This is a genomic window from Paraburkholderia terricola (assembly GCF_003330825.1).
Taxonomy (GTDB): Bacteria; Pseudomonadota; Gammaproteobacteria; order Burkholderiales; family Burkholderiaceae; genus Paraburkholderia; species Paraburkholderia terricola.
Genome location: NZ_CP024942.1, coordinates 309,473 through 329,794, shown reverse-complemented (window position 1 = coordinate 329,794; position 20,322 = coordinate 309,473). Strand labels below are relative to the sequence as shown.

Annotated in this window: 16 protein-coding genes; 9 read left to right on the top strand and 7 right to left on the bottom strand. The window is 59.8% G+C overall.

The window, feature by feature from the left end; genetic code table 11:
- Window positions 1-41: 41 nt before the first annotated feature.
- A complete protein-coding gene (locus CUJ90_RS19940; protein ID WP_114163757.1) occupies window positions 42-1,466 on the bottom strand; it encodes an HlyD family type I secretion periplasmic adaptor subunit in 1,425 nt (474 codons plus the stop codon).
- Window positions 1,450-3,651: a type I secretion system permease/ATPase gene (locus tag CUJ90_RS19935; RefSeq protein WP_114163756.1), complete on the bottom strand. Its 2,202-nt coding sequence runs from the start codon at window positions 3,649-3,651 to the stop codon at window positions 1,450-1,452. The genes CUJ90_RS19940 and CUJ90_RS19935 overlap by 17 nt, the downstream gene beginning before the upstream one ends.
- Before the next feature lie 905 nt (window positions 3,652-4,556).
- Between CUJ90_RS19935 and CUJ90_RS19930 the strand changes: the two genes are divergently transcribed.
- Window positions 4,557-5,723, top strand: coding sequence for a GNAT family N-acetyltransferase (locus tag CUJ90_RS19930; RefSeq protein ID WP_208645275.1), 1,167 nt, complete (start codon window positions 4,557-4,559; stop codon window positions 5,721-5,723).
- A 556-nt stretch (window positions 5,724-6,279) separates the two neighbouring features.
- Here CUJ90_RS19930 and CUJ90_RS32870 read toward each other — a convergent pair.
- The 4 genes from CUJ90_RS32870 to CUJ90_RS19915 form a co-directional block, all read right to left on the bottom strand.
- Entirely contained in the window at window positions 6,280-6,438 is a 159-nt protein-coding gene (locus CUJ90_RS32870) for a hypothetical protein (RefSeq protein WP_167449676.1), read from the bottom strand.
- A 28-nt stretch (window positions 6,439-6,466) separates the two neighbouring features.
- Window positions 6,467-7,210, bottom strand: coding sequence for an acetoacetyl-CoA reductase (gene phbB, locus CUJ90_RS19925; protein ID WP_114163754.1), 744 nt, complete (start codon window positions 7,208-7,210; stop codon window positions 6,467-6,469).
- Window positions 7,211-7,373: 163 nt separating this feature from the next.
- The gene (phaP, locus tag CUJ90_RS19920; RefSeq protein WP_114163753.1) at window positions 7,374-7,949 is read right to left on the bottom strand and encodes a TIGR01841 family phasin; all 576 of its coding nucleotides are present in this window, start codon (window positions 7,947-7,949) and stop codon (window positions 7,374-7,376) included.
- 247 nt (window positions 7,950-8,196) lie between these two features.
- On the bottom strand, window positions 8,197-8,397 hold the full coding sequence (locus CUJ90_RS19915) for a hypothetical protein (RefSeq protein WP_114163752.1): 201 nt from the start codon (window positions 8,395-8,397) through the stop codon (window positions 8,197-8,199).
- Window positions 8,398-8,740: 343 nt separating this feature from the next.
- Here CUJ90_RS19915 and CUJ90_RS32865 point away from each other — a divergent pair, with 343 nt between their 5' ends.
- The 5 genes from CUJ90_RS32865 to CUJ90_RS19890 all read left to right on the top strand — a co-directional run bounded on the left by CUJ90_RS32865 (window position 8,741) and on the right by CUJ90_RS19890 (window position 14,658).
- Window positions 8,741-9,208 carry a hypothetical protein gene (locus tag CUJ90_RS32865; RefSeq protein ID WP_167449675.1) on the top strand — a complete coding sequence of 156 codons (468 nt, stop codon included), beginning with the start codon at window positions 8,741-8,743 and terminating at the stop codon, window positions 9,206-9,208.
- Complete coding sequence (locus CUJ90_RS19910) at window positions 9,129-9,371, top strand: reverse transcriptase N-terminal domain-containing protein (RefSeq protein ID WP_114164663.1); 243 nt, start codon at window positions 9,129-9,131, stop codon at window positions 9,369-9,371. Before CUJ90_RS32865 ends, CUJ90_RS19910 begins: the two co-directional genes overlap by 80 nt.
- A 966-nt stretch (window positions 9,372-10,337) precedes the next feature.
- Window positions 10,338-11,039 (top strand): hypothetical protein, encoded by a 702-nt coding sequence (locus tag CUJ90_RS32430; RefSeq protein WP_152035365.1) that lies wholly within the window; start codon window positions 10,338-10,340, stop codon window positions 11,037-11,039.
- Window positions 11,040-11,121: 82 nt separating this feature from the next.
- Window positions 11,122-12,417: a murein biosynthesis integral membrane protein MurJ gene (gene murJ / locus CUJ90_RS19900; RefSeq protein ID WP_244220096.1), complete on the top strand. Its 1,296-nt coding sequence runs from the start codon at window positions 11,122-11,124 to the stop codon at window positions 12,415-12,417.
- Window positions 12,418-13,224: 807 nt separating this feature from the next.
- Window positions 13,225-14,658, top strand: coding sequence for a tyrosinase family protein (locus CUJ90_RS19890; RefSeq protein WP_114163748.1), 1,434 nt, complete (start codon window positions 13,225-13,227; stop codon window positions 14,656-14,658).
- A gap of 702 nt (window positions 14,659-15,360) precedes the next feature.
- Here CUJ90_RS19890 and CUJ90_RS19885 read toward each other — a convergent pair.
- On the bottom strand, window positions 15,361-16,566 hold the full coding sequence (locus tag CUJ90_RS19885) for a GNAT family N-acetyltransferase (RefSeq protein ID WP_161553707.1): 1,206 nt from the start codon (window positions 16,564-16,566) through the stop codon (window positions 15,361-15,363).
- Between the two features lie 233 nt (window positions 16,567-16,799).
- Here CUJ90_RS19885 and CUJ90_RS32425 point away from each other — a divergent pair, with 233 nt between their 5' ends.
- The 3 genes from CUJ90_RS32425 to CUJ90_RS19875 all read left to right on the top strand — a co-directional run bounded on the left by CUJ90_RS32425 (window position 16,800) and on the right by CUJ90_RS19875 (window position 19,170).
- Window positions 16,800-17,000 (top strand): hypothetical protein, encoded by a 201-nt coding sequence (locus CUJ90_RS32425; RefSeq protein ID WP_152035364.1) that lies wholly within the window; start codon window positions 16,800-16,802, stop codon window positions 16,998-17,000.
- Between the two features lie 109 nt (window positions 17,001-17,109).
- On the top strand, window positions 17,110-17,355 hold the full coding sequence (locus tag CUJ90_RS19880; protein WP_114163746.1) for a hypothetical protein: 246 nt from the start codon (window positions 17,110-17,112) through the stop codon (window positions 17,353-17,355).
- Between the two features lie 303 nt (window positions 17,356-17,658).
- A complete protein-coding gene (locus tag CUJ90_RS19875) occupies window positions 17,659-19,170 on the top strand; it encodes a sensor domain-containing diguanylate cyclase (RefSeq protein ID WP_073432906.1) in 1,512 nt (503 codons plus the stop codon).
- The last annotated feature ends 1,152 nt before the right edge of the window (window positions 19,171-20,322 follow it).

Here is a 20,322-nt window from a genome sequence, read left to right as displayed (position 1 = left end):
CGCGTGCGGTGCCGCAGTGCCGCGCTTCGCCCGCAGTCTTCTCAGCGCTCGCGCAGCGCCGTTTCCCTGGTCTTGATCACAGGCTTGAGCAGGTAGTGCAGCACGGTCCTGCGCCCGGTCCGGATATCGACCGTAGCGATCATGCCCGGCACGATCGTGACCGGCTCACTTTGTCCACTGGGCCTGTTCTGCCTGGTGCGAACCAGGATTCGGTAATAACTGTCAGCTTTCTCGCCGGGTCGTTCGGGCATCAGCGTGTCGGCGCTGATGTCCTCCACGGTCGCAGGAAAGCCTCCATAAATGGAGAAGTCATAGGCGGAGAGCTTGACGGTGGCATCCTGCCCTGGATGCAGAAACGCGATATCCGACGGGCGCACACGCGCTTCGATCAACAGCGTATCGCCGAGCGGGACGATCTCGAGCAGATCCATGCCGGGCTGAACCACGCCGCCGACGGTATTGATCTTGATCTGCTTGACCATGCCCCTCAGCGGAGCCCGCACCAGCGTGCGCGTGACACGGTCTTCCAGCGCGATATTGGCCGCGCTCAGAGCCGTCTGCTCGGCACGGGCCTGATTCAGGTCCTTCATCGCATCGGCACGGAAGTGCGCAGTCAATTCATCGATCTTCTGGCGGGTCTCGCGATAGGCGGCGTCCAGCCGCGGCATCGCGAGCCGCGTCGCATCGAGGTCGCCTTTCATGTCGTTGGCCTGGCGTTCGAGCCGAAGGACTTCGACATCGGACACTGCTCCCTTCTGCACAAGCGGGCTCGTCAACGCCAGTTCCTTTGCGACCAGGCCGTAGCTTTGCTGCAGTTGCGCTTCACGTGAGCGCTTTTCCGCGAGTTCCTGGCGACGTTGGTCAGTCTGTTGCTTCAGCACGGCCAGATTGGCCTGCAATTCGCGCTGGCGGGAGTCGTACAGCGATCTTTCTTCTTCCAGCAGCTTTGGGCTTGTCTGCTCCAACTGGCGAGGCGCAACGAAGGGGGTATTGTTCGCCTCCGCGGTGAGGCGCGCAATTCGGGCAATCAAGGCAGAATCCTTGGCCTGCCCCTCCTTGTACGACGAGGTAAAACGCGTATCGTCGATGCGCATGAGCGGCTGGCCCTTTTGAACGACCTGACCTACGCGGACCATGATTTCGGAGACGATGCCACCCTCCAGGTTCTGCACCACTTGCACCCGGCTGGACGGAATCACCTTTCCTTCTCCAACGGTCACTTCGTCCACGTTCGTGACCGCAGCCCAAATGAACGCGGTGACGAAGAAGGCCAGCGTCGACCAGAGAATCCAGTGGGTGAAATAGCGCGGCCCTTCCATGGCCGCTGCGCAACTCTCTCGCATGAACGCCGTGTCGTCCGCGCGTGGCTTGATGGCTGCGCCAATCCGGCCGGCCAGCTCCTTGAGCCCAAGGCGGCGGCACGCCGGCGATGGATCCCTGCCTTCAGGCTTAGCCGGTAGCGACATGGAGCTTCCTCCCTGCAAGGGCAGCCAGTACCCGTTCCTTGGGCCCATCGGCGACGACGCGGCCCTGATCCATGACGATCAGGCGATTGACCAGGGTGAGCAGCGACGCGCGATGCGTGATGAGCAGCAGCGTGCGGCCTTCGAGCTCGGTCGCGAGTCTCGCTTTGAACAACTCTTCGGAGCGGTTGTCCATCGCGCTGCTGGGTTCATCGAGCACCAGCACCGGTGGCGAAAGCAACACTGCGCGGGCAATCGCGATCGCCTGCCGTTGACCGCCCGACAACGCTTCGCCGCGTTCACCCACGACCAGGTCGAAGCCGTTCGGCAAGCGGTTGACGAAGTCGCTCACGCCCGCAATTTGCGCGGCACGCAGCACGGCGGCGTCGTCCGTACTGGGTGCACCCAGTACGATGTTCTCTCTCACGCTGCCGTTGAACAGCATGACATCCTGAGGCACGTGTCCGATGCCCCGGCGCAGCGCCGCAGGGTCGAACTGACGCAGCTCGACGCCATCAACGAGCACATTTCCCGAACTGGGCGGATACAGTCCCAGGATGAGCCTCTCGATCGTGGTCTTGCCCGAGCCGACGCGTCCGATGATGCCGACGCGCTCACCCGCGGCGATGCGGAACGACACGGCATCGAGCGACACGCCACTCTGGCCGGGGTATGAAAAGCTGACGTTCCTGAACTCGATGTCGCCGCGCAACTTCGGACGATGCACGAAGCTCTTGTCGGCCGGACGCTCGCCGGGCAGTTTCATCAACCCATCGATCGATGCCAGCGCATTGCGGGATTGATGATAGCGGGTCAGGAGCGTCGCCACCTGACTCATGGGTGACAACGCACGGCCAGTGAAAATAGTGCAGGCGATCAAGCCGCCTGTGGTGAGCTTGTCGTCAGCGATCATGTAGACGCCGCACAAAACCACCGCGAGATAGGCGGCCTGCTGGGAGAACACGGCGAAGTTGACCGCGCATCCCGACAGAAAACGTGACCGGAGTCCGAGCCTCGCCATTTGGCCGAGCAACTGTTCCCACTTGGCTTGCATCGGTCCTTCCGCGCCAGCGACCTTGATCGCTTCGAGCCCCACCAGGGTTTCGATAAGAAGCGCTTGCCGTTGGCACGCGTGGCGCTGACTGGCCTGCACGGCCCGTGCAAGAGGCCCTTGCACGGCAACGCCTACGCCGATCACGAGAGGCAATGCCATCAATGGCAGCCATCCGAGCGCGCCGCCGACCCAGAACATCGCCACGACGAATACAACCGAAAACGGAAGATCGATCAGGGCAGCCGCAGTGGCCGAAGTGAGAAACTCCCGTACGGCTTCGAACTCTTGTATGTGGGAAGCGAACCCGCCGACGGAAGGTGGCCGCACGGTCATCTGGATGCCGAGTACCTTCTCGAACATGTTGGCGGACAGGATCACGTCGATTTTCTTGCCCGCGACGTCGATGAAGTAGCCGCGCAATGTACGCATCAGCAAATCGAACACGATCACCAGCACGATGCCTGCCGCCAGCGCCCACAACGTCTCAAGCGTGTGGTTCGGCACCACCCGGTCATAGACGTTCATGGTGAAAAGCGGCATGGCTAACGCAAACAGATTGACTAGCATCGAAGCAACCATCACTTCGGCGTAGATCGGCCACGACTGCCCCACAACGCCCCAGAACCAGTGGCATGGGCGAGGCACCGTACTCTCCGCGCTGTGCTGGTCGAACCGGTGAGCGCGGCGGGCGAATAGCGCATGGCCCGCATAACGTCGCTCCAGATCCTCCAGGCTGACCTCTTCTTCTCCGGCGCCTGTTTCGGGAAGGATGATCTGCATGCTTCCGCAGGTGTTCCTGCGTATCAGCACGCATGCCTGCCTGTCGTTCAGCAGCAGGACTGCAGGCAGGACCAGGTCGGAGATGCCTTGTAGCGAACGCCTCGAAAGCCGGGCGGACATGCCCACGCGAGCCGCTGCCCGAATGAAGAGCGCTGGCGTCAACCGGTGGTCTATCAGCGGCAGGCCGGCGATAAGGGTGTCGGCCCCCACCGGCTCGTTGAACAGTCGAGTCAGGATGAGAAGGCAACCGAGCAACGGATCGTTGTCGATACCGGACGTTGGTGGCAGGTCCCACCCTCGTGTGGCACGCTGTCCCACTGGTTCCGCGGCGGCTTCTGTTGCGGCGGAATGCATTTACAGCACGCCAGTACGCTGGTGACGGTCTGATTGACGCGGTAGCCCGATAGGCGCTGAAGTCCCCGCTGTCAGGCGCTTGGTCTTCCTCATGATGTCCCCCCCGGTGGTGTCTTTCTGTGTGCGTTGTTCTGCACGATTGCTTATCCTTGTGTCGAAGGCAGATGCAAGTACTGGACCATGTGCCGTGGCTAGCGCGTGAGACACAACGTCGAGCTATGGATAGAGGTGGCGAATGAAAAAGGAAGGCATGCTGGTCTCGGAAGTGAGACGGCTCTCCCCATGCAGAGCGACAGAGCCGCTATGAGCGCGGCGTCGCGACTTCCATCGCCAGCTGCGGAAACCGGGGTAACTGGCCGAATAAGCAATGAGTGCGGCGACAGTCGAGTCGGCGTCCTGGACGTGCCAGTTTTGAGACATCCGTCTTGCGTGGCGCACCTCCGGCCCCACCTGATGGGTGTCCGCGCAACCGGCACTTAACGGGCACCAACCTCCGTCTGTCGCGGCGCGCGCCCGCTGCAACGTGATGGGTGTTTCTGGAGCCCGCCTGTTAAAGGGCACGTTGCATTTTTGAAACGCTCTGTTGGAGATCGGAACGACTTGGCTATCGCGGTGGCGATGATATGCGAGCGACACAGCATGGCAGGCATCAGAAGCGATCGAATTGTCCAATGGAAGCATCTCGGGGTGGGTCACGATTGTGCCGTGAGCTTCCGGTCGTCGACGATGTCTTTGGTCTGCGCCCGAAAATATCGGCCGCCCGCTGCCACGCGCCAGCAATACTTTCTCAGTGCCTGGCGCCGCGAAGGAGCGATTTTGACGTGCCTTTCCTTTCACCGCGCCTTCAATCGTCCGCCCTCGCACGCATGCCGCTAGCATGCGGGTGTATCTTCCGGGATGACCTGATGACGGGTCATTCATGCGGCTCTGGCGAGGCAGCGATGACGGACCGGGATTCCCGGTACGAGATCATCACCGACGAACGTGCATTGGCCGGATTGCAACCCGACTGGGACGCGTTGTGGAAGCGCGCGGCGGGACGGTACTACCTGTCGTTCGTGTTCTGCTGGACTGCGTGGCAGCAGGTAGCGAAGCCGAAGGGCAGAACATTGCGCTGCATTATCCGGCGCGACGAAGGCAGGCTTGCCATGGTATGGCCGCTTGCCCTGCATCACCGACTCATATGGGCCAGCCTGGTACCGCTGTCCCCGGAGGCCGCCGATTACTCGGACATACTCATGGAAGCGCGTGCCGGGACTCTCCCGTGGATTGAAGGCGCCTGGCGTATCGCGACTGGGCACTGCGGTGCCGACTTCGTGCACCTGCCATACCTCCATGAGTCGGCGGACCTTTACCGCATCGCGGGGCATGACCGGTCGCTCGTGATGCGGCAGCGCCACATTTCATACGTCGCGAAGCTCAGCATGGAATGCAGACGGCACGACTGGACATCGTTCTGCGATTCGCTGACCGCGCTCCAGCAAAGCAAAAAGCCTGGTTCCATCGCGCGCCGTCTGGCGAAGAAAGGGCGGCTGGATGCGTGGCTGGTAGACCCGTCAGACAAGTGCGCCGTTGCGTCTGCCATCGACCTGATGCTTGAATGGAAGCGTGACTGGAGCGATCGTGTCGGCAAGCATGGGCAGTGGATAACGTCCGTTCACTACCGGAACTTCCTCGTCGAGTGGCTATCGTCGCCATTCACAACTGAAGCCCATCTGCTCGTTGTCGCGCTTGACGGCGCGCCGCTCGCGGCGCTGGTGTTCAGCATCGACAACCGCTGCGCCAGCACCATCATTTCAGGCTTCAACCAGGCGTACCGGAACCTTTCACCCGGTTTGCTGGCGTTCGAATACGTTGTGCAATGGGCGTTCGACCGACAGTTCGACCTCGATTTCGGTGCAGGCACGGAGCAATTCAAGGAATGCTGGGCCCGCGGCAACCTCGCGAGCGTCTGGACGCTACGGACTGTCAGTTCACCGTGGGGGTGCCTGGGAGTCCGTGCCCTACACCTGCAGCATGAGGTGATGTCGCATGCGAAGGGAACCCCGCAGGCCTTGCGTAAAACGTATTGAACACGTCTCGGATCTCGCTGCGGCGCACACGTTCCCTCATCGCATCACCTGTCGATTTTCCGGTCACGAGGCCCCGGTTATTGAGCGATGTCTTCCTGCACGACGAGCGCAAATCCGCAAATCACTCGTTCCGCTTCGCCGGTCACTTAGGTTTCCCCTCAGGTTTGCATGCTAAATTGACCAAGCTCGTGGCTTGCGCTGCTTAACAGCAGAATCCACGAACCCAGCGCGGAGCAACGCAGCACGAACGGGAGGTGACCCCCATGCCAAAAGGAAAAACTGGCGGCGCCAGCATCGCTGCTGCCCGAGCGGTCTACCTACTCGAACTGGCCCGGGGCCGTTCATTGCGCTGGCCTCTCAATCCGATCCATCGACAAAAAAGCCAAGGCGGTAATGCCTTGCCTAGGGAATTTGCTGATTGAGAGGATCAGAAGAATCCGGGCGCGGCCACCGCGCAGGTGTTATGAGTGCGCGTTGCGAGTGAACCGCGTGTTCCGGCAACCAGACCTGAATACGATTACCCCCGGTAGCATGACAGGCTAGCGAGAGCGGAAGCTCAACGCCGGGCGCTGCCCAGGCCGTATCCGTCGCGATGGTAAGCCAGCCGTCCAAGCAGTTTTCGGCGCATTTGCTCCCGGCGATAGTGAGCGACGACGAACGCTGTTGCCGTCACCAGCACGAATGAACCTACGACGATTGCCACGGCTTCACTCATCGGAACCTCCATTGCTGATCTCCCGGGTTCACTGCAGGTGCTGCCCTCCGTTGATCGCGATGTTGGCGCCGGTCACGAAGCCCGCTTCGCGCGAGCACAGGTAGAGCACGAGCGCGGCAACTTCGTCCGGCTGCCCGAGCCGGCCGACCGGAATCTGCGGAATGATCTTCGTCTCGCGGATTTCCTCGGGCACGGCCATTACCATTTTCGTGGCGATATAGCCGGGCGAGATCGTGTTGACCGTGACGCCTTTTTTCGCCACTTCGAGCGCCAGCGATTTCGTGAAACCATGCATGCCGGCCTTGGCCGCCGCATAGTTGGTCTGGCCGAACCCACCCTTGGAGCCGATGATCGACGACACGTTGATGATGCGGCCCCAGCCGCGCTCGACCATGCTGTCGCACACGGGCTTCGTCATGTTGAACACCGAATCGAGGTTGGTGCGGATGACCGCGTCCCAATTGACCTTGTCCAGTTTCTTGAAGCTGGCGTCGCGCGTGATGCCGGCGTTGTTGATCAGGATGTCGACCGGTCCGACTTCGGCCTTGATCCGCGCCGCGCATTTTTCGCAGGAGTCGTAGTCGGCGACGTCGACGCCATACGCGCGGAACTGTCGCCCCTCGGCTTCCATGCGTGCGAGCCACTCGTTCGCACCGGTGTTGCCGGGCGAATAGGTGACGGCGACCGCGTAACCGGCGTCATGCAACTTGATGCTGATCGCCTCGCCCAGTCCACCCATGCCACCCGTTACCAACGCGATCTGCTTTGCCATTGAATCGTCCTCGCAATTACCGGCGGCGTGCCTGTCGGGAGCAACACCGCCTTCAGTCAAATGGGATGTATGGGAATGCCCGGATTCCTCGCCAGAGTGGCTAAAAGGAATGCTGTCAATAAAGTTGGAACCGATAACGCGGGCATTGCTGCCCGCGTGGGTCTTAACGCTTCGCGCTCGCGGCCACGATAGCCGACTCGGCACTACGTTTGGCTGACTTGGACGCCGAGGCCGTCACGGCTTCGAGATTGGTCCCGGCCATTTCCACGGCCTGCTGACCCGTCTTCTGCAACGATTCGCACAGCGTGGCGGTCGCGCTGATCGCGGACTTCCACGCGGCGATCGCCGCTTCGGAACCGGCGGCGGGAGCACTCTTCGCCGCTTCCCCGATGAGTGCCTGCAGGTTCGCGTTATACCGCTCGTATTGCGTCTGCGCGAGTTGCGCGACCTCCGCCTGCGTGGTTGACGCGATGTCGAAGAGTTGACGACTGTATGTCAGTGATTTCTCCGCGAGCGGCGCGGTGAAACCGGCTTGCAGCGTGAACCACTGCTGCGGCTCCGGCGTGCCGGGCGCCTTGCTCAGGCTCTCCCGCGATTCCGCCAGCGTGGACTTGACGACCTGCAGGTTCAACGCAACCTGTTTTTCGACGCCTTCGAAGACCTTGCCGGTCAATCCGAAGAATGCGTCGAGGCCAGCTTTCTGCGATGCGGCGATTTGCTCGGGACTCGATAGAACCATTATTGAAATTCCTCAGGATTCGATTCGCCGCACAACGCCCGATCGATCGGATAGGACCGGATGCCGCACGACGAATAGCGATGATGGATGAACCGAAGCGCACGGACGCCTGCCAGGCAGCATGCGTCACGAATACTTCGGCGGGTCGTTAAAACCAGGGGCACTTACACATTAAAGTCCAACTAAAGCCACTTCGCTTACTTTCTTCGGCGCGCTCGCCGCGTGGCGCGGCGGCACACGCCGCAATTCAATAACGCCTGCGCGCGACGGCCTTGAGAATGGACGCGCCTTCGCTCGTGACATGAGGACGTGAATGGCCAGAGGCGAGACCCCCCAGTGATATGAGTTGACGCTCCAGCAGCGTGTCGATCTCGGCGCGCTCGAGGTCGATCTGATCGGGCGCGTCCCTGAGGAGCATCAGGGTGGCGAATTCATGGGGACTCAGCATATTTGTCTCCTCGTTTTAGTCTGTCTGCGTCGGAGGCATTAATTACCGTCTCCACGGCGAATGCGGCAAATACTTCTCTCTCGTTTGCGAAGCAAGCGTTCAGGAAATCCTTACGGAGATGTCATCATAACCGCTCGATTTTCGATTGCAATATGCGGGAGTATCTTTTTGATTCGTCTGATTATTAAGTCTGCATATCGAAAATGGCCGTCCTTCGTAGTGCTGGCACGAGGACCATGGAAGTCGTGACAGGTTTGCGCAGCCCGACCTGGAGGGGGACCCATGGAACCGGCAGCCGACGTATTCATATTTAAATGGACTATTTATAGCCGCATTGTCTGGCATGGCCGCTTATAAGCTGATATTGAGAAATTTATTACCGCATGCGCGGATTGTTTATTTTCGCAGTTTCAATCATTGCAAAGAATCAAAAATCGTTGTTTTTCGCGGTCGCAAAGGGGTGAGGAAAAATTGTATCGCCGGCAAAACCACCATCGGGCAAGCACACCCGTTGCCTGGAACTATCGTTGCCAACGATGTTCATCGAATGCAGATCATTACACCTCCCCGACTCCAGGACTGCGGCATGGGCTTGTGCCAAACTGACTCGATATGTAGTCCTGTCTTGTTGTTTGTCGCGACAGACGGGTTTGGTGCTGAAAAAGACTTCCACATGGTTTTTTGTCACGAAAGAGTTGGACGAGCCTTCAAAGGAGGAGCAGCAAACGACAATGCAGCAAGCCGGCACCAGCGCGTCCTCCAATCACGCAATGCATTGGAATCGTGCCGATTGGGCACGATGCTATCGTGAGATTCGAAGGCTGCAGGCTCGTATCGTGAAGACGGACACAGGACGGCAAGGTGAAGCTTTGCAGTGGTTGCGGGCCCACTCGTTTAGCGGCAAGGTACTCGCCGTGAGACGGGTGACTGAAAATCAGGATAAACGGACTCCCGGTCTGAACGGCCATCCCTGAATCAAGTAGCCCTCGAATGGAGCCACTTCGGAAGCGGGCCGGATCGAGTCGGGACAGCGCGAACGCGACGTGGTGGTCGTTTTCGATCGGCCCAACGGCCGTTGTGCTTCCACCGATCGCAATGAATTCGCACGGTCACGTCGCCCGCGCTGCCTGACCATTCAGCGTCGTTCCAGGGTTCTTTCGGGTCGTACGGCTACGGGTTACGAACGTGGAGCGCAAATCGTCGCGGCGACGCAATTCAATCGTGTCGTTGGAGGTGCAATCAGACGATCTTTCCCGGTCGTGAAAATATTGGTTTTCATCCGGTCGAGACGTCTGGACGTTTTCCTGAAGAAGTCAGGCACATCGAAATTGCCGGACTTTAACGCCAGTGCGACCGGAATTCTCCAATCGATTGGGTTGCGGGTGTACAGGGATCGACTTGTGCGCCAATGCGTAAGTTTGCACGTCAGGTACGGATGGCAGCACCCGGCTTTTTCTCGCCTGTCACCGCGAATTTGCGTATGCCTCGACCGCACAAACCGCCCGCAACTGAAGCGAGCGTGTGTTCGATGAGATGCCCCGCCGTGTCTACACCGAGTTCGTGGCAACCTCGACCGCCTGGTCGAAAATTGCCTCACCCCGCGACAGACCGAATCTAGCGCGCTGAAATGCCGGACGGCTCGTGGGCACGTGGCTATCTGCTCATTCCGCGCCCAGGATGCGCTACCGGCAGGCACGACAGCGCGACGTTCAATTGCCGCCAGCGCCCAGCGCGCAAATCAGGGGGGCTGCCGAGAAGGCCCGTCGAATGCCAAAAACTGGATTCATAGGAATGTGTGTCATCGAACGGAACGCCGTAAGCACAAGGTGTGAAGTGAGACTCGCCCGCATCTGATAAGTTATTTGCATTTGCGCTCAAGCACACGTTGCCCGAATGGCATCTTTCGGCGCGCGACGCAGGATTCCCAAGAGAGCCTTACGATGAACGTGCCAACGCGTCCGTCCAACCACGCGTCAACGCTCCTGTCCGCGACCGACAAGTGGATTCCGTCCCCGCCAACACCTGCACTGACTCTTGGCGGCCAGAAAACGCAACGCAGTAATGCTGGAAAGGTCGGGAGTGAACCGCTGCCGCACGACCGGACGGGAGGCGCTTCGCGTACCGCTCAGCGGGGCGTCCATCTCGGCAATTCACTGAAGTCGGTCGACTCCCATCTGTTACTTTTGGTCATCCACGAAGCGAGTGGGCTCGGGATGATGTGCGGCAACATGAAGTTCGAAAAATTCAGCAGCTGTTGTGCCAGCAGCGACGCCACTTCCGAAGATTTCATAACGCATTCAGGCAGGGCAGAGTGCGAATTCACCGGCGCTCACGCGTCGCACAGCCATTTTCTCCGGCAGACTACCGCATTTGCCAATGCGGTCGATCGCGAAGAACTCGCCCGTTTGCAGGTCATCTACAATGTTGCGATGGATGACCGTATCACGCTCAATCAACTGTACGACTATCTGAAAGCGACGCTCGGGCTCCATGACGTTCAGCGACGTGGGCACCGTCCCGCTTATGGCCCTGCGCGCGACGGCGACATCCGGCATTCACAGGCCAACGTCGGGAACGCTGATCGGCTGCTCGGCGACGACGCTCGCGGCTTCAATGAAGCCATTCACATGACGGCGGGGTGAGCGCGTGTTTCCGTACTTCGGCACGTTACGAAGCAAGATTCCGCCATTCCACCCCGATCATATGCGCATCGCGCGCGGTGCGATGCGCATTTCGGTTTTCGTGCTGGCCGGACGCTGCGCGGGCGCACTAAAGGAAATGGCGGTCGCGTATCGCTATGGCACGGGGCCGATAGTCGATGCATACCAGCTGACCATGACGCTGGTGGGCTGGCTGCCTGTCGTGATCGCGACGGTATTCTCGATAGTGCTGGTACCCGTCTTTGTCGAGTTGCGCGCGCAGCCGCTTGCGGATCAGACCCGCTTTCTGGGTGAGCTCGAAGGATGGGCCATCGTGGTCGGCGCGATGCTGACGCTATTGCTCTATGCGTGCTGGCCGCTCGCGCTGCATATCGGCGCGACGAACCTGTCGGCGGAAACGCGCGCGATCTGCCGGCAGATGATCGTGACGATGGGACCGATCGGTGCTCTCATGCTCGTGTCCAGCGCCTACGCGGCACGGCTGCAATCGCGCGAACGCCACATCAACACCTTGCTCGAAGGTCTGCCCGCCGGCTTCGTGCTGGGCCTCGTTCTGTCGGCCGGCGGCGAGGTTTCGGCGTTACCGCTCATAGGCGGCACGGTCGGCGGGTACATCGTGCAAACGCTGATATTGCGAATGCTGTCCGTGCAGGTCGACCCGATTCGCTACAGACTGCGTCTGACGCTGAAGGCGCCGCAATGGCAGCGGGTGTACCGGGCGGTGCGGGTGCTCGCCCTCGGCCAGGTGGTCATGTGCTGCACGCCGATACTGGATCAGTTCTTCGTGGTCGCCTACGGCGATGGCGCGGTCGCCACGGTCGGCTACACGAACCGCATTCTCTCGCTGCTGCTCAGCATGGGCGCGCTCGCAATCGGCCAGGCCATCCTGCCGATCCTGTCGGATATCATCGGCGTCGGCGATCTGTCGCGCGCCCGCCATACCGCGCTGAAGTGGACGCTGCTCATGTTTCTGCTCGGCACGGGCGTGGCGCTGGTGTCGTGGCTGCTTGCTCCGCAAGCCGTCGCGCTACTGTTCCAGCGCGGCGCGTTCACCGCGCGGGATACGGCGGCCGTGGCGGAGCTTTTTCGCTGGGGGCAAATGCAGGTGCCGTTCTATTTCTCCGGCCTCGTGTTATTGACGCTGTTCGCGAGCGCGGGACGTTACCGGGAAATGGCCATCATCGCCTTGATGAGCTTTGTCGTGAAGGTTGTCGCCAACGTCGTCATGACGCATTGGCTGGCTATTCCCGGCATTTTCGCGGCCACCGCGCTGATGCACGCGACGACGCTCATCTACTATCTCGTCTACGTGCAAGGCTGGCCAACGGGCACCGCCACGACGGCGGCCGGGCAGCCATGAATATCGTTCTTCTCGTGAGTTCGATGGGCACGGGCGGCGCGGAACGCGTTGCATCGACTTCATCATCGCATATGGCGGCGGGGCACCTGATCCTATACGCTCACGAGCCAGGTACGGCAAATCTATCTCGCTTACCTCGCGGGGCGGAAGCGCTCCGGGCTGCGTGGTCATGCGGCGCGCCTGCGCATATTGCGCAATTGCTTTGCAACAGCAGGCCGGATCTCATCATTTGTTTTCTTACCAATCATCGACCTACTGAGAACTTCCAGCTTGTCTCGCCCACTTCAAATGCCATGTACAACCGGGTACCTGCCGTCGAATTCTGCCCATGAAGGGCTGTGTCAGACGCATCCATTCTGCGTGCTCCTTCGGAGAAAAAGGGCCCGGAAATCCGCGCTTTACTCCTGCGGGCTTGATTTCACAGTCTTCCCATAGCATCGGAGAAAATAATAAGCGGCCGTAAAAGAGCGGGCGTTGGATGTTCACGCCCATGTCGTGCGTTGTGCAACATTGAGTTTTACCGTTGGACCGGCAATATTCGTCGATGGCTGTTCGATTAGACTTGTCAAAAAAGATTCGATTTCAGTAAGGCATATGCATCTCTTTCGCCGACCAGGCCATGAAGGGATGTGGGATTGCGCACAGTTCTCATCTGATAGCGCGACGCCTTCACGAATCGCTGGGTTATCGTGTATCTATCCGGCGCGTGATTTTCCAGAAACGAAAAGCGAATCGCATCGCCGGGCGCCATCGAGACATTCTCACAGATAAATCCACGCCAGTATCTCCAACTGGAGGAGACTTTGAATGGCAACGAATAAGTTCAACCGTCGCTCTTTTCTCAAAGGATCCGCCTCGGCCGCTGCGCTTATGTCGCTACCCGTACCGGGGGTTAGCCAGACAGCCTTGCCCACGCGGATGGAATGGCAGGTATTCAAAACGACGCCGCAATATGCGTCCTTTCTGAATGCACTGAAATTGATGAAAGCCGCGACCGATGCCACCAAACCGACGTCATGGGCGTACTGGGTCGATGTGCACCTCAACTACTGTCCGCACATGGTGCCGTACTTTTTCGCCTGGCATCGAGGCTATCTGTACTACTTCGAACAGCAGTTGAGAACGGTGTCGGGAGACAGTGCGCTCACACTGCCATATTGGGACTACTACAAGTATCCTGACATGCCGAGCGAATTCACCGATCCGGCCAGCGGAAACCCGTTATATATATCCGGGCGGGTCAATACCGATGTTTATGGTGCGCTGACGCTCGCGCCTTATGCGTCAAGCATCATCAATATGCAGCGCGGGACGTCAAACTCTTATGAGGCGTCGTTTGAATCGGCTCCTCATAACCCGGTGCATAATATTATCGGTGGATGGATGGCTGATATGTCGTCGCCTACCGATCCGATCTTCTTTGTGCATCACGCGAATGTCGATCGGCTGTGGGACGCGTGGTGTGCTGAGGCTTCGACTATCGTGCCGGCGCAAAATAGCTCCTACTGGTCGGGGTCATTCACCTATGCGACGAATCTCACGATCGCGAAATCGAAGTGCTATCGCCCCGAGATTCTTAACTATCGATACCCTGCGCCCAACAATGTGCCGACCGTGCTGCCCCAGAGCGCCCAGCAAGGTCGCATCATCCGGGTGCAGGCGCAGCTTGCACCGATCCTGGTCCGTCCTGCATTCGGCAACTTTCCGAATACGGCTGCGCGCCGGATCTCAAACAGGCGGCGCTCGCTTGGCGGCGTCGCGAATGTGACGCTCAAGGAGGCATCGGTCAGCGCACGTCTGCCACTGCAACCGTCGGACATTTCATCATTGAAGGATGCGATGTCGACGGCAGCAGCAAGCGCAGCTCCGGAAGCCCAGGCGAGCACGACCACGTTCAAGTATCCTTGCCTTGTACTGGATAAGCTGGCGATCACCGCGCTCGGTAAAAACGGTGGCTATTACTACAACATCTATCTGAACCTGCCTGCCCGCGGCGACGCGGATGTCGCCAGGGCATCTCATTTCATCGGTACGTTTGGCGCATTCGAAGCATCCGGCGCCATTCACCACAACAGCCGCACGTTGACGCTGTCGTTGACCGATGTGCTGCAGAATCTGGGTGTCGCCGATCTGAACGAGGCCGTAATATCGCTCGTGCGCGTCAATGGGCCCAATTCGCCAAAAGGGGACGTGTTGAATGTCGGTGAAATGCGTGTCGAGCTGTCAACCGATGGTCCCTGATCGCTGGCGCTGATGTTCGCTGACGGTCCAGTCGCCTCGCCAACAGCACCTCGCTCACTACCAGCCGGTAGCCGGTCGCGACCGGTTACCCGCGCGCTTACATGGTATTTCTGCGCGGATCGGGAAGCAGAACAGGAACATATTGGACAGCGGGCCGCGTGTCCGCCATGCTCCACGGCTAATCAGGGAAGTTCGCGACGGCAAGCTGCCGGCCAGCGACGCGCAACAGATCGCGCAGACTCCAGCGCCAACTGATCCAGGCGTAAATAATTGGCGCATCGCGCAACATCAACGATGCGATCCGTCGGCATCAACGCAGTTCATGGTCACTACGGCGACGGCGGTGGCTTCGTCGTCTTCCGCCCACATCGCCAGGACCGTGCACGGCGCCGCTGTGGTCGTGCGCTGCGATGCAGAGGTTCGTCAACCTTATCCAGGTCGAGCCTTGTCCGTGGCGAGGCGAATCCAGCGCGACTGTACGGCGTCATCCCGCCGAACGCCAGCGTCATAATAGAAAGGAAGGAGGTCAAATATGCAAGAACCGCAGACGTGGGGAGGTTCAGCAGCAGCACCATGATCTGGGTTGTCGCAAGGGACCTCGGGATGACCATGGTCGCGTCGTCGTCGGTGATTCCCGGTTGAGCCGAAAAGGGCGTGTCCAACGCTCGAACCCGGTCGTCCCTCCAGCACGCGCGCTTCGGTTTATCCGGTCGCCCGGCTGGTCGAGCTTTCATGGCACAACCCCTCCGCTCCGACGGGCAGCCGCCAACGGACGCGTTGACGCAGGTTATCGGCGTGGAACCCGAGAAGTCCCCAAAGCGTATTGGCAATCTGCAGGCTCCACACCGTCGATATGTGCTGGCGGCTCCAGTAGCCCTTGTATTTTTCCGTGCCAGCGCCGAGGTCCATATCGAGATTGTGTTCGAGCGCCCATCTGACGCAGTGCTCCGTTGCAATGGCGCCGGGCGTCTGTCGCGCATAGGCCGGCTCGAATCCCGCGATAAGGTCGTCGAGGCAGTTCTTCCCAACGCCGAAGATGTTCACTGCGATCGGCTCGCCGTCAAGGCTAAGGACGAGGAGCCTGGCGATGATCCCGTCATCCGTCTGGTTGAGCAACGCGACGAGATAGTCCCGATACTCCCTGGAATACAGCCACCCGCCTTTTTTACCGGTGCGCGCGGCCCACTGGCGCTTGCAGGACAGCATCCAGTCAACCAGTCGCGCGTTTTCGTCTTTGTTCTCTGGTCCCAGAATGCGTATCTGCATGGCACCCATTGTTGACAGGCGCCGTTCCAGCGAACCCGGCCTGTTCCTGAACAGGCGGCCGAGCGAGGCGCTATAGGTCTCCCAGTCCTTTTCGCAACGCAGTTTCGCAACCGCCAGCGGATGAGCCGTTTTGACCATCACATGGCGCTTGCCCGATGCCAGTTCGTACAGTCCCGAGTCGGCGCTCGTGAAAGGAAGAAGGATCACATCGGCGCCGGACAGCCTTTCGACCGCATGCCAGGCGCGCTCGATCAGGGCCGGTGCGGACGCGCCTCCTTGCACGAGGATGTTTGTGTAATCGGTGGATTCACTCGCAAGCGGGCGTACGACTGTCCAGAAAAGTTTCCGGTAGGTGACAAGCGGCCACACGAGGACGAGCCGCCCTTGCTCGCGCAGCGTGATGCAGCACAGCTTCCTGCCGCGCGGTTGTGCGACGCATAGCCAGCACTGCCAGCATGCGGCGAAAGCCTGGCCATACCTGCCTTCCTCTTTGGACCATAAATCATTCCATTCCTGTTGCAATGCACGAAATCTGACGGGGTTCGTGATTATCTCGAGTTGGAAACCCGTTCTGTCCCGACAGTGCGCAGGAAACGTCCGCTTCGCGGGCGCACGAACATCCGCAAAAAATGCTTGCATCATAATGCGATTCCTCGATTTGTCCCCGTTACCCCGACATCGCCTCCCGGTACAACGAGTGGCTGGAATTGCAACTGTCATGAGCCATGCAGCGAAGTGGCACGCGCTTCTGGCGTCGTCGAACCGTAACCACACACGAACGTGTCTGCCATGCATTCCGCTCACGGAGATATATGTTGCGCTGGGTCCACTACGCGTAGATGTGGGATGGGTCACATTTCTTGCGGGATTGCCCCATGACCGATTACACCTCGGCCTATCGTGTACGTGTCGCCATTGGGTCACAATGGAAACAAGAGCGATTCGGACGAAAAAACACTGCAACGCTTCTTTCCGGTTTCGGGGAGGACAATCTGCATGTCAAGGAATCACTTCAGCCAGCGGTTTTGTTCCAAGGAACGGCGTCGGCTGCGGCATCAGATCTATCCAGGCCGTAAGCACCCACCTCGAACCGAAAACTTTTACAGCATCCATCGTCGTCCCGAATCAAGCCCACAGGTCATTGGCTTATGTATTCGTCCGAGACTGCGATAGGCGCTTCGGTTGATGCAGCCATTGAAATGGCTGTACTTCCTGCAGGTCTTGCCGTTGACCGTCACTGTCTTGCTTGATTCGCTGCGCGTTGCAGGCTTGCCGTTCACTTCGACGCTCGCGTTGCTCCGCGAGCCGGAGCTTGAGTCACTTGCAGGTACCGCGCTTTTCTTCGCGACTGTTTTGATGGGAGCGGACGATCGGGACTGTTACCGGGTTGCTGAGCTTCGTCTGGTTCGAGCCCATTTCAGCGTGACATAAGCCCGTCTGGATATAGCGGCATATACCGCTAAACGCGGACGACCGGTTGTTCTTCAGCATTTGAAATATTGCCGTCACCATTTCCTTGACAAGGTGATGGCAGACCTCGCAATCACAGCGGACTAAACGTAAAAACCACCGTTGTTCGGGTCATTGACCGTTAGCAACACCTGATAGTCTCAAGACTTTTGTGCCTCCGGTCGCAGTCTGTCGCCCGGGTATTAATGCGCGACACGGCATGCGGAAATATTCGTGACAAGGAGCTACGTTGATTCAGGAAACCGGGGCCGTGGCGGTCGACCGATGACCCGCCGGCCGAACACCATCATCGGCGTCAGCGTCTTCGTTGCCTGTGCGATTCTCGCCATCGCGGGCTGGGTCCTCACGCAGATGCGGCACGATGCGCTCAGGCGCTCGCAGGAAGCGGCCTTTAACGTATCGCTGCTGGTGGAGCGCGACGTGTCGCGCAATCTCGAAGTCTACGATCTTTCCCTGCAGGCGGTGGCCGATGGCCTGCGACGACCCGGCGTGGCCGACCTGCCGCCCGACATCCGCCGGATGGTCCTGTTCGACGGCGCGGCGTTTGCGAAGGATCTCGGCTCGCTGCTGGTGACGGACGCGACAGGCAATGTGATCATCGACTCCCGCTATCTGACACCGCGTCCGGTGAATGTCGCCGACCGCGACTATTTCCAGATCCATCGGGGCCGACCGGACGCCGGTCTGTACGTCAGTCACCCGTTCGAGCCCCGGCTCAGCAATGGCGGCACCACCATTGCGCTCAGCCGCCGGCTGTCACGGCAGGACGGCAGCTTTGCCGGTGTGGTCGTCGGGACCATGCGCGTCAATTACTTCCGTCGACTGTTCGCCGGGATGAATCTGGGCGACAACGGTTCGATGGCACTCATGCTGGACGACGGGACCATGCTGATGCGCCGGCCTTACGACAGCAAGGTGATCGGGCGAAGCCTGAAGGGCACCGCCAATTACACGCGCTTTGCCCAGGCGCCAAGCGGCGACTTTTTTGGCACCGCCGCGATTGACGGTGTCGAACGCTGGTACGCGTTTCGTCACATCGCCGGCTTTCCGCTGATTCTCGACGTGGCGCTCGCGACCTACGACATCTATGAGGAATGGCGCCGGCGCGCGTGGATCATCGGTTCTCTGATGGTTGCGCTCGATCTGCTGATCGTTGCGCTGGCCGTGCTGTTCGCGCAGCAGCTGAAGCGGCGTCTGGCGATGGAATCTGAACTGCGATCGCTTGCGAGAACCGATGGGCTCACGGGACTCTGCAACCGGCGCACCTTTGACGACATGGCGCAGGCGGAATGGCGCCGTGCGCAGCGTAGCGACCTGTCATTGTCGCTGCTGATGATCGATGTCGATCACTTCAAGGGCTTCAATGATATGTACGGTCACTCGGCCGGCGACGATGCACTGGCGGCTGTCGCTGCGTGTATCAGCGAGGCGATCCGGCGTCCGGGCGACACCGCCGCCCGATACGGCGGCGAAGAATTCACAGTGCTGCTGCCCAATACCCCGCTGGACGGCGCGCTCCGGATCGCGGAGACGATTCGTGCAACCGTCCAGGCGCTTGACCGTCATCACGTGGCCAGCGTCCATCACGTCGTGACCATCAGTGTGGGGGTCGCCTGCACGGTCGGGCAGCGTTATGCGACGCTTCGTGCATTCATCAATGCGGCCGATGCCGCGCTCTATGAGGCCAAGGGAGGTGGCCGTAACCGGGTCGCCAGCGGGCCGGACACCGCGGCGCCGGATGTCCCCGTCGCGGCGGTGCCGAAATTCAGTAAGTGAGCGTTACCGTGTCCGTATCGATATAGTGCCGTCTCTGGCCGTCGTCTGCCGCAACACGCAGAGCGACTGGCTGGTGCCGGTGTCGGTTGCCGTGGCGGGGCAGTTCTTCCCCCCACGCGGTCGTATAGGCGGCTGATACAGCTGGTGCGTAGGTCGTGCCGCCGTTTCGGATCACGCGCCGATCAGCAGCCTCGAGCAGACTTCGCCGGTGGCTTGATGTCGAACAATCGGAACTAAACACGAAACCCCTTAAGGTGCGGGCGAATCACGCGCAGGTCGGCTACTTCATTGCCGCGACCGGCAAGGCCGAGCCGTTGATCTTCGATAACGGGGCAGATCGACGAATGCGTAAGTGCTGTCGACCTCATTGTTGATTAGATTTTTTCAGTAAAAACCAGGGAAAGACTTCCGCAGTCTCCATGTCGTTCCTGGCCGGTCCTTTGCCTGTCGGCGTTCGTCCGCACTTGCCCGGGAAGCATCGTACCTTTGGTGAGTCCACCGAAGGTTACACCTGTTGAACAGATCGAAGCCGTGCAGAACCGCCTTGCGCGGGAGACATATGGGAAGCTGCAGTCGCGTTACGCGTCGCTAATCCGGAACAGGCCGGATCAGCATCCGAATACCGCCGCCTCCCGCTAATACGCGGGGCTCGACATGGCACGCTAATCCTCACGAAACACATGATTAATGTATCCGGCGGATATATTCGATTCAGGGAGGTGCGCGCCCCAGCGGCTTTTTCTCCCAATTGCCTGCGCATAGGACAGGCATGATGGTTGCGCCGTTCAGGTCCACCTGTTCGGGGGAGTAGCTATGTCCTACGAATCTAGCGCGCCGTATCGCGGATACTGCATCGAAGTGCGTGTCACTCCGTGCCGGAGTCTGTCGTTTCACGGCATGGGGTGCAGATTCAGGGTCTCCTGGTCCATTTTTCCCCGGACAAGTTATCTCCGGCGATTGCAAGTTTTCCAGAGCAAGCTGAATTTTTGCATGAAGACGAGGCGCTCCGGTACGGCGAAAGTCGAGCACACACTTTTGTCGACTGCGCGATATCTCGCAATTCGCGAAGCCGCTCTATCGTCTAGCATCCGGATCGTCTCTCCCGCCACCCACTTTAGCGGAGCAGTTATCGTGCGTTAGAGCGACGCGTCT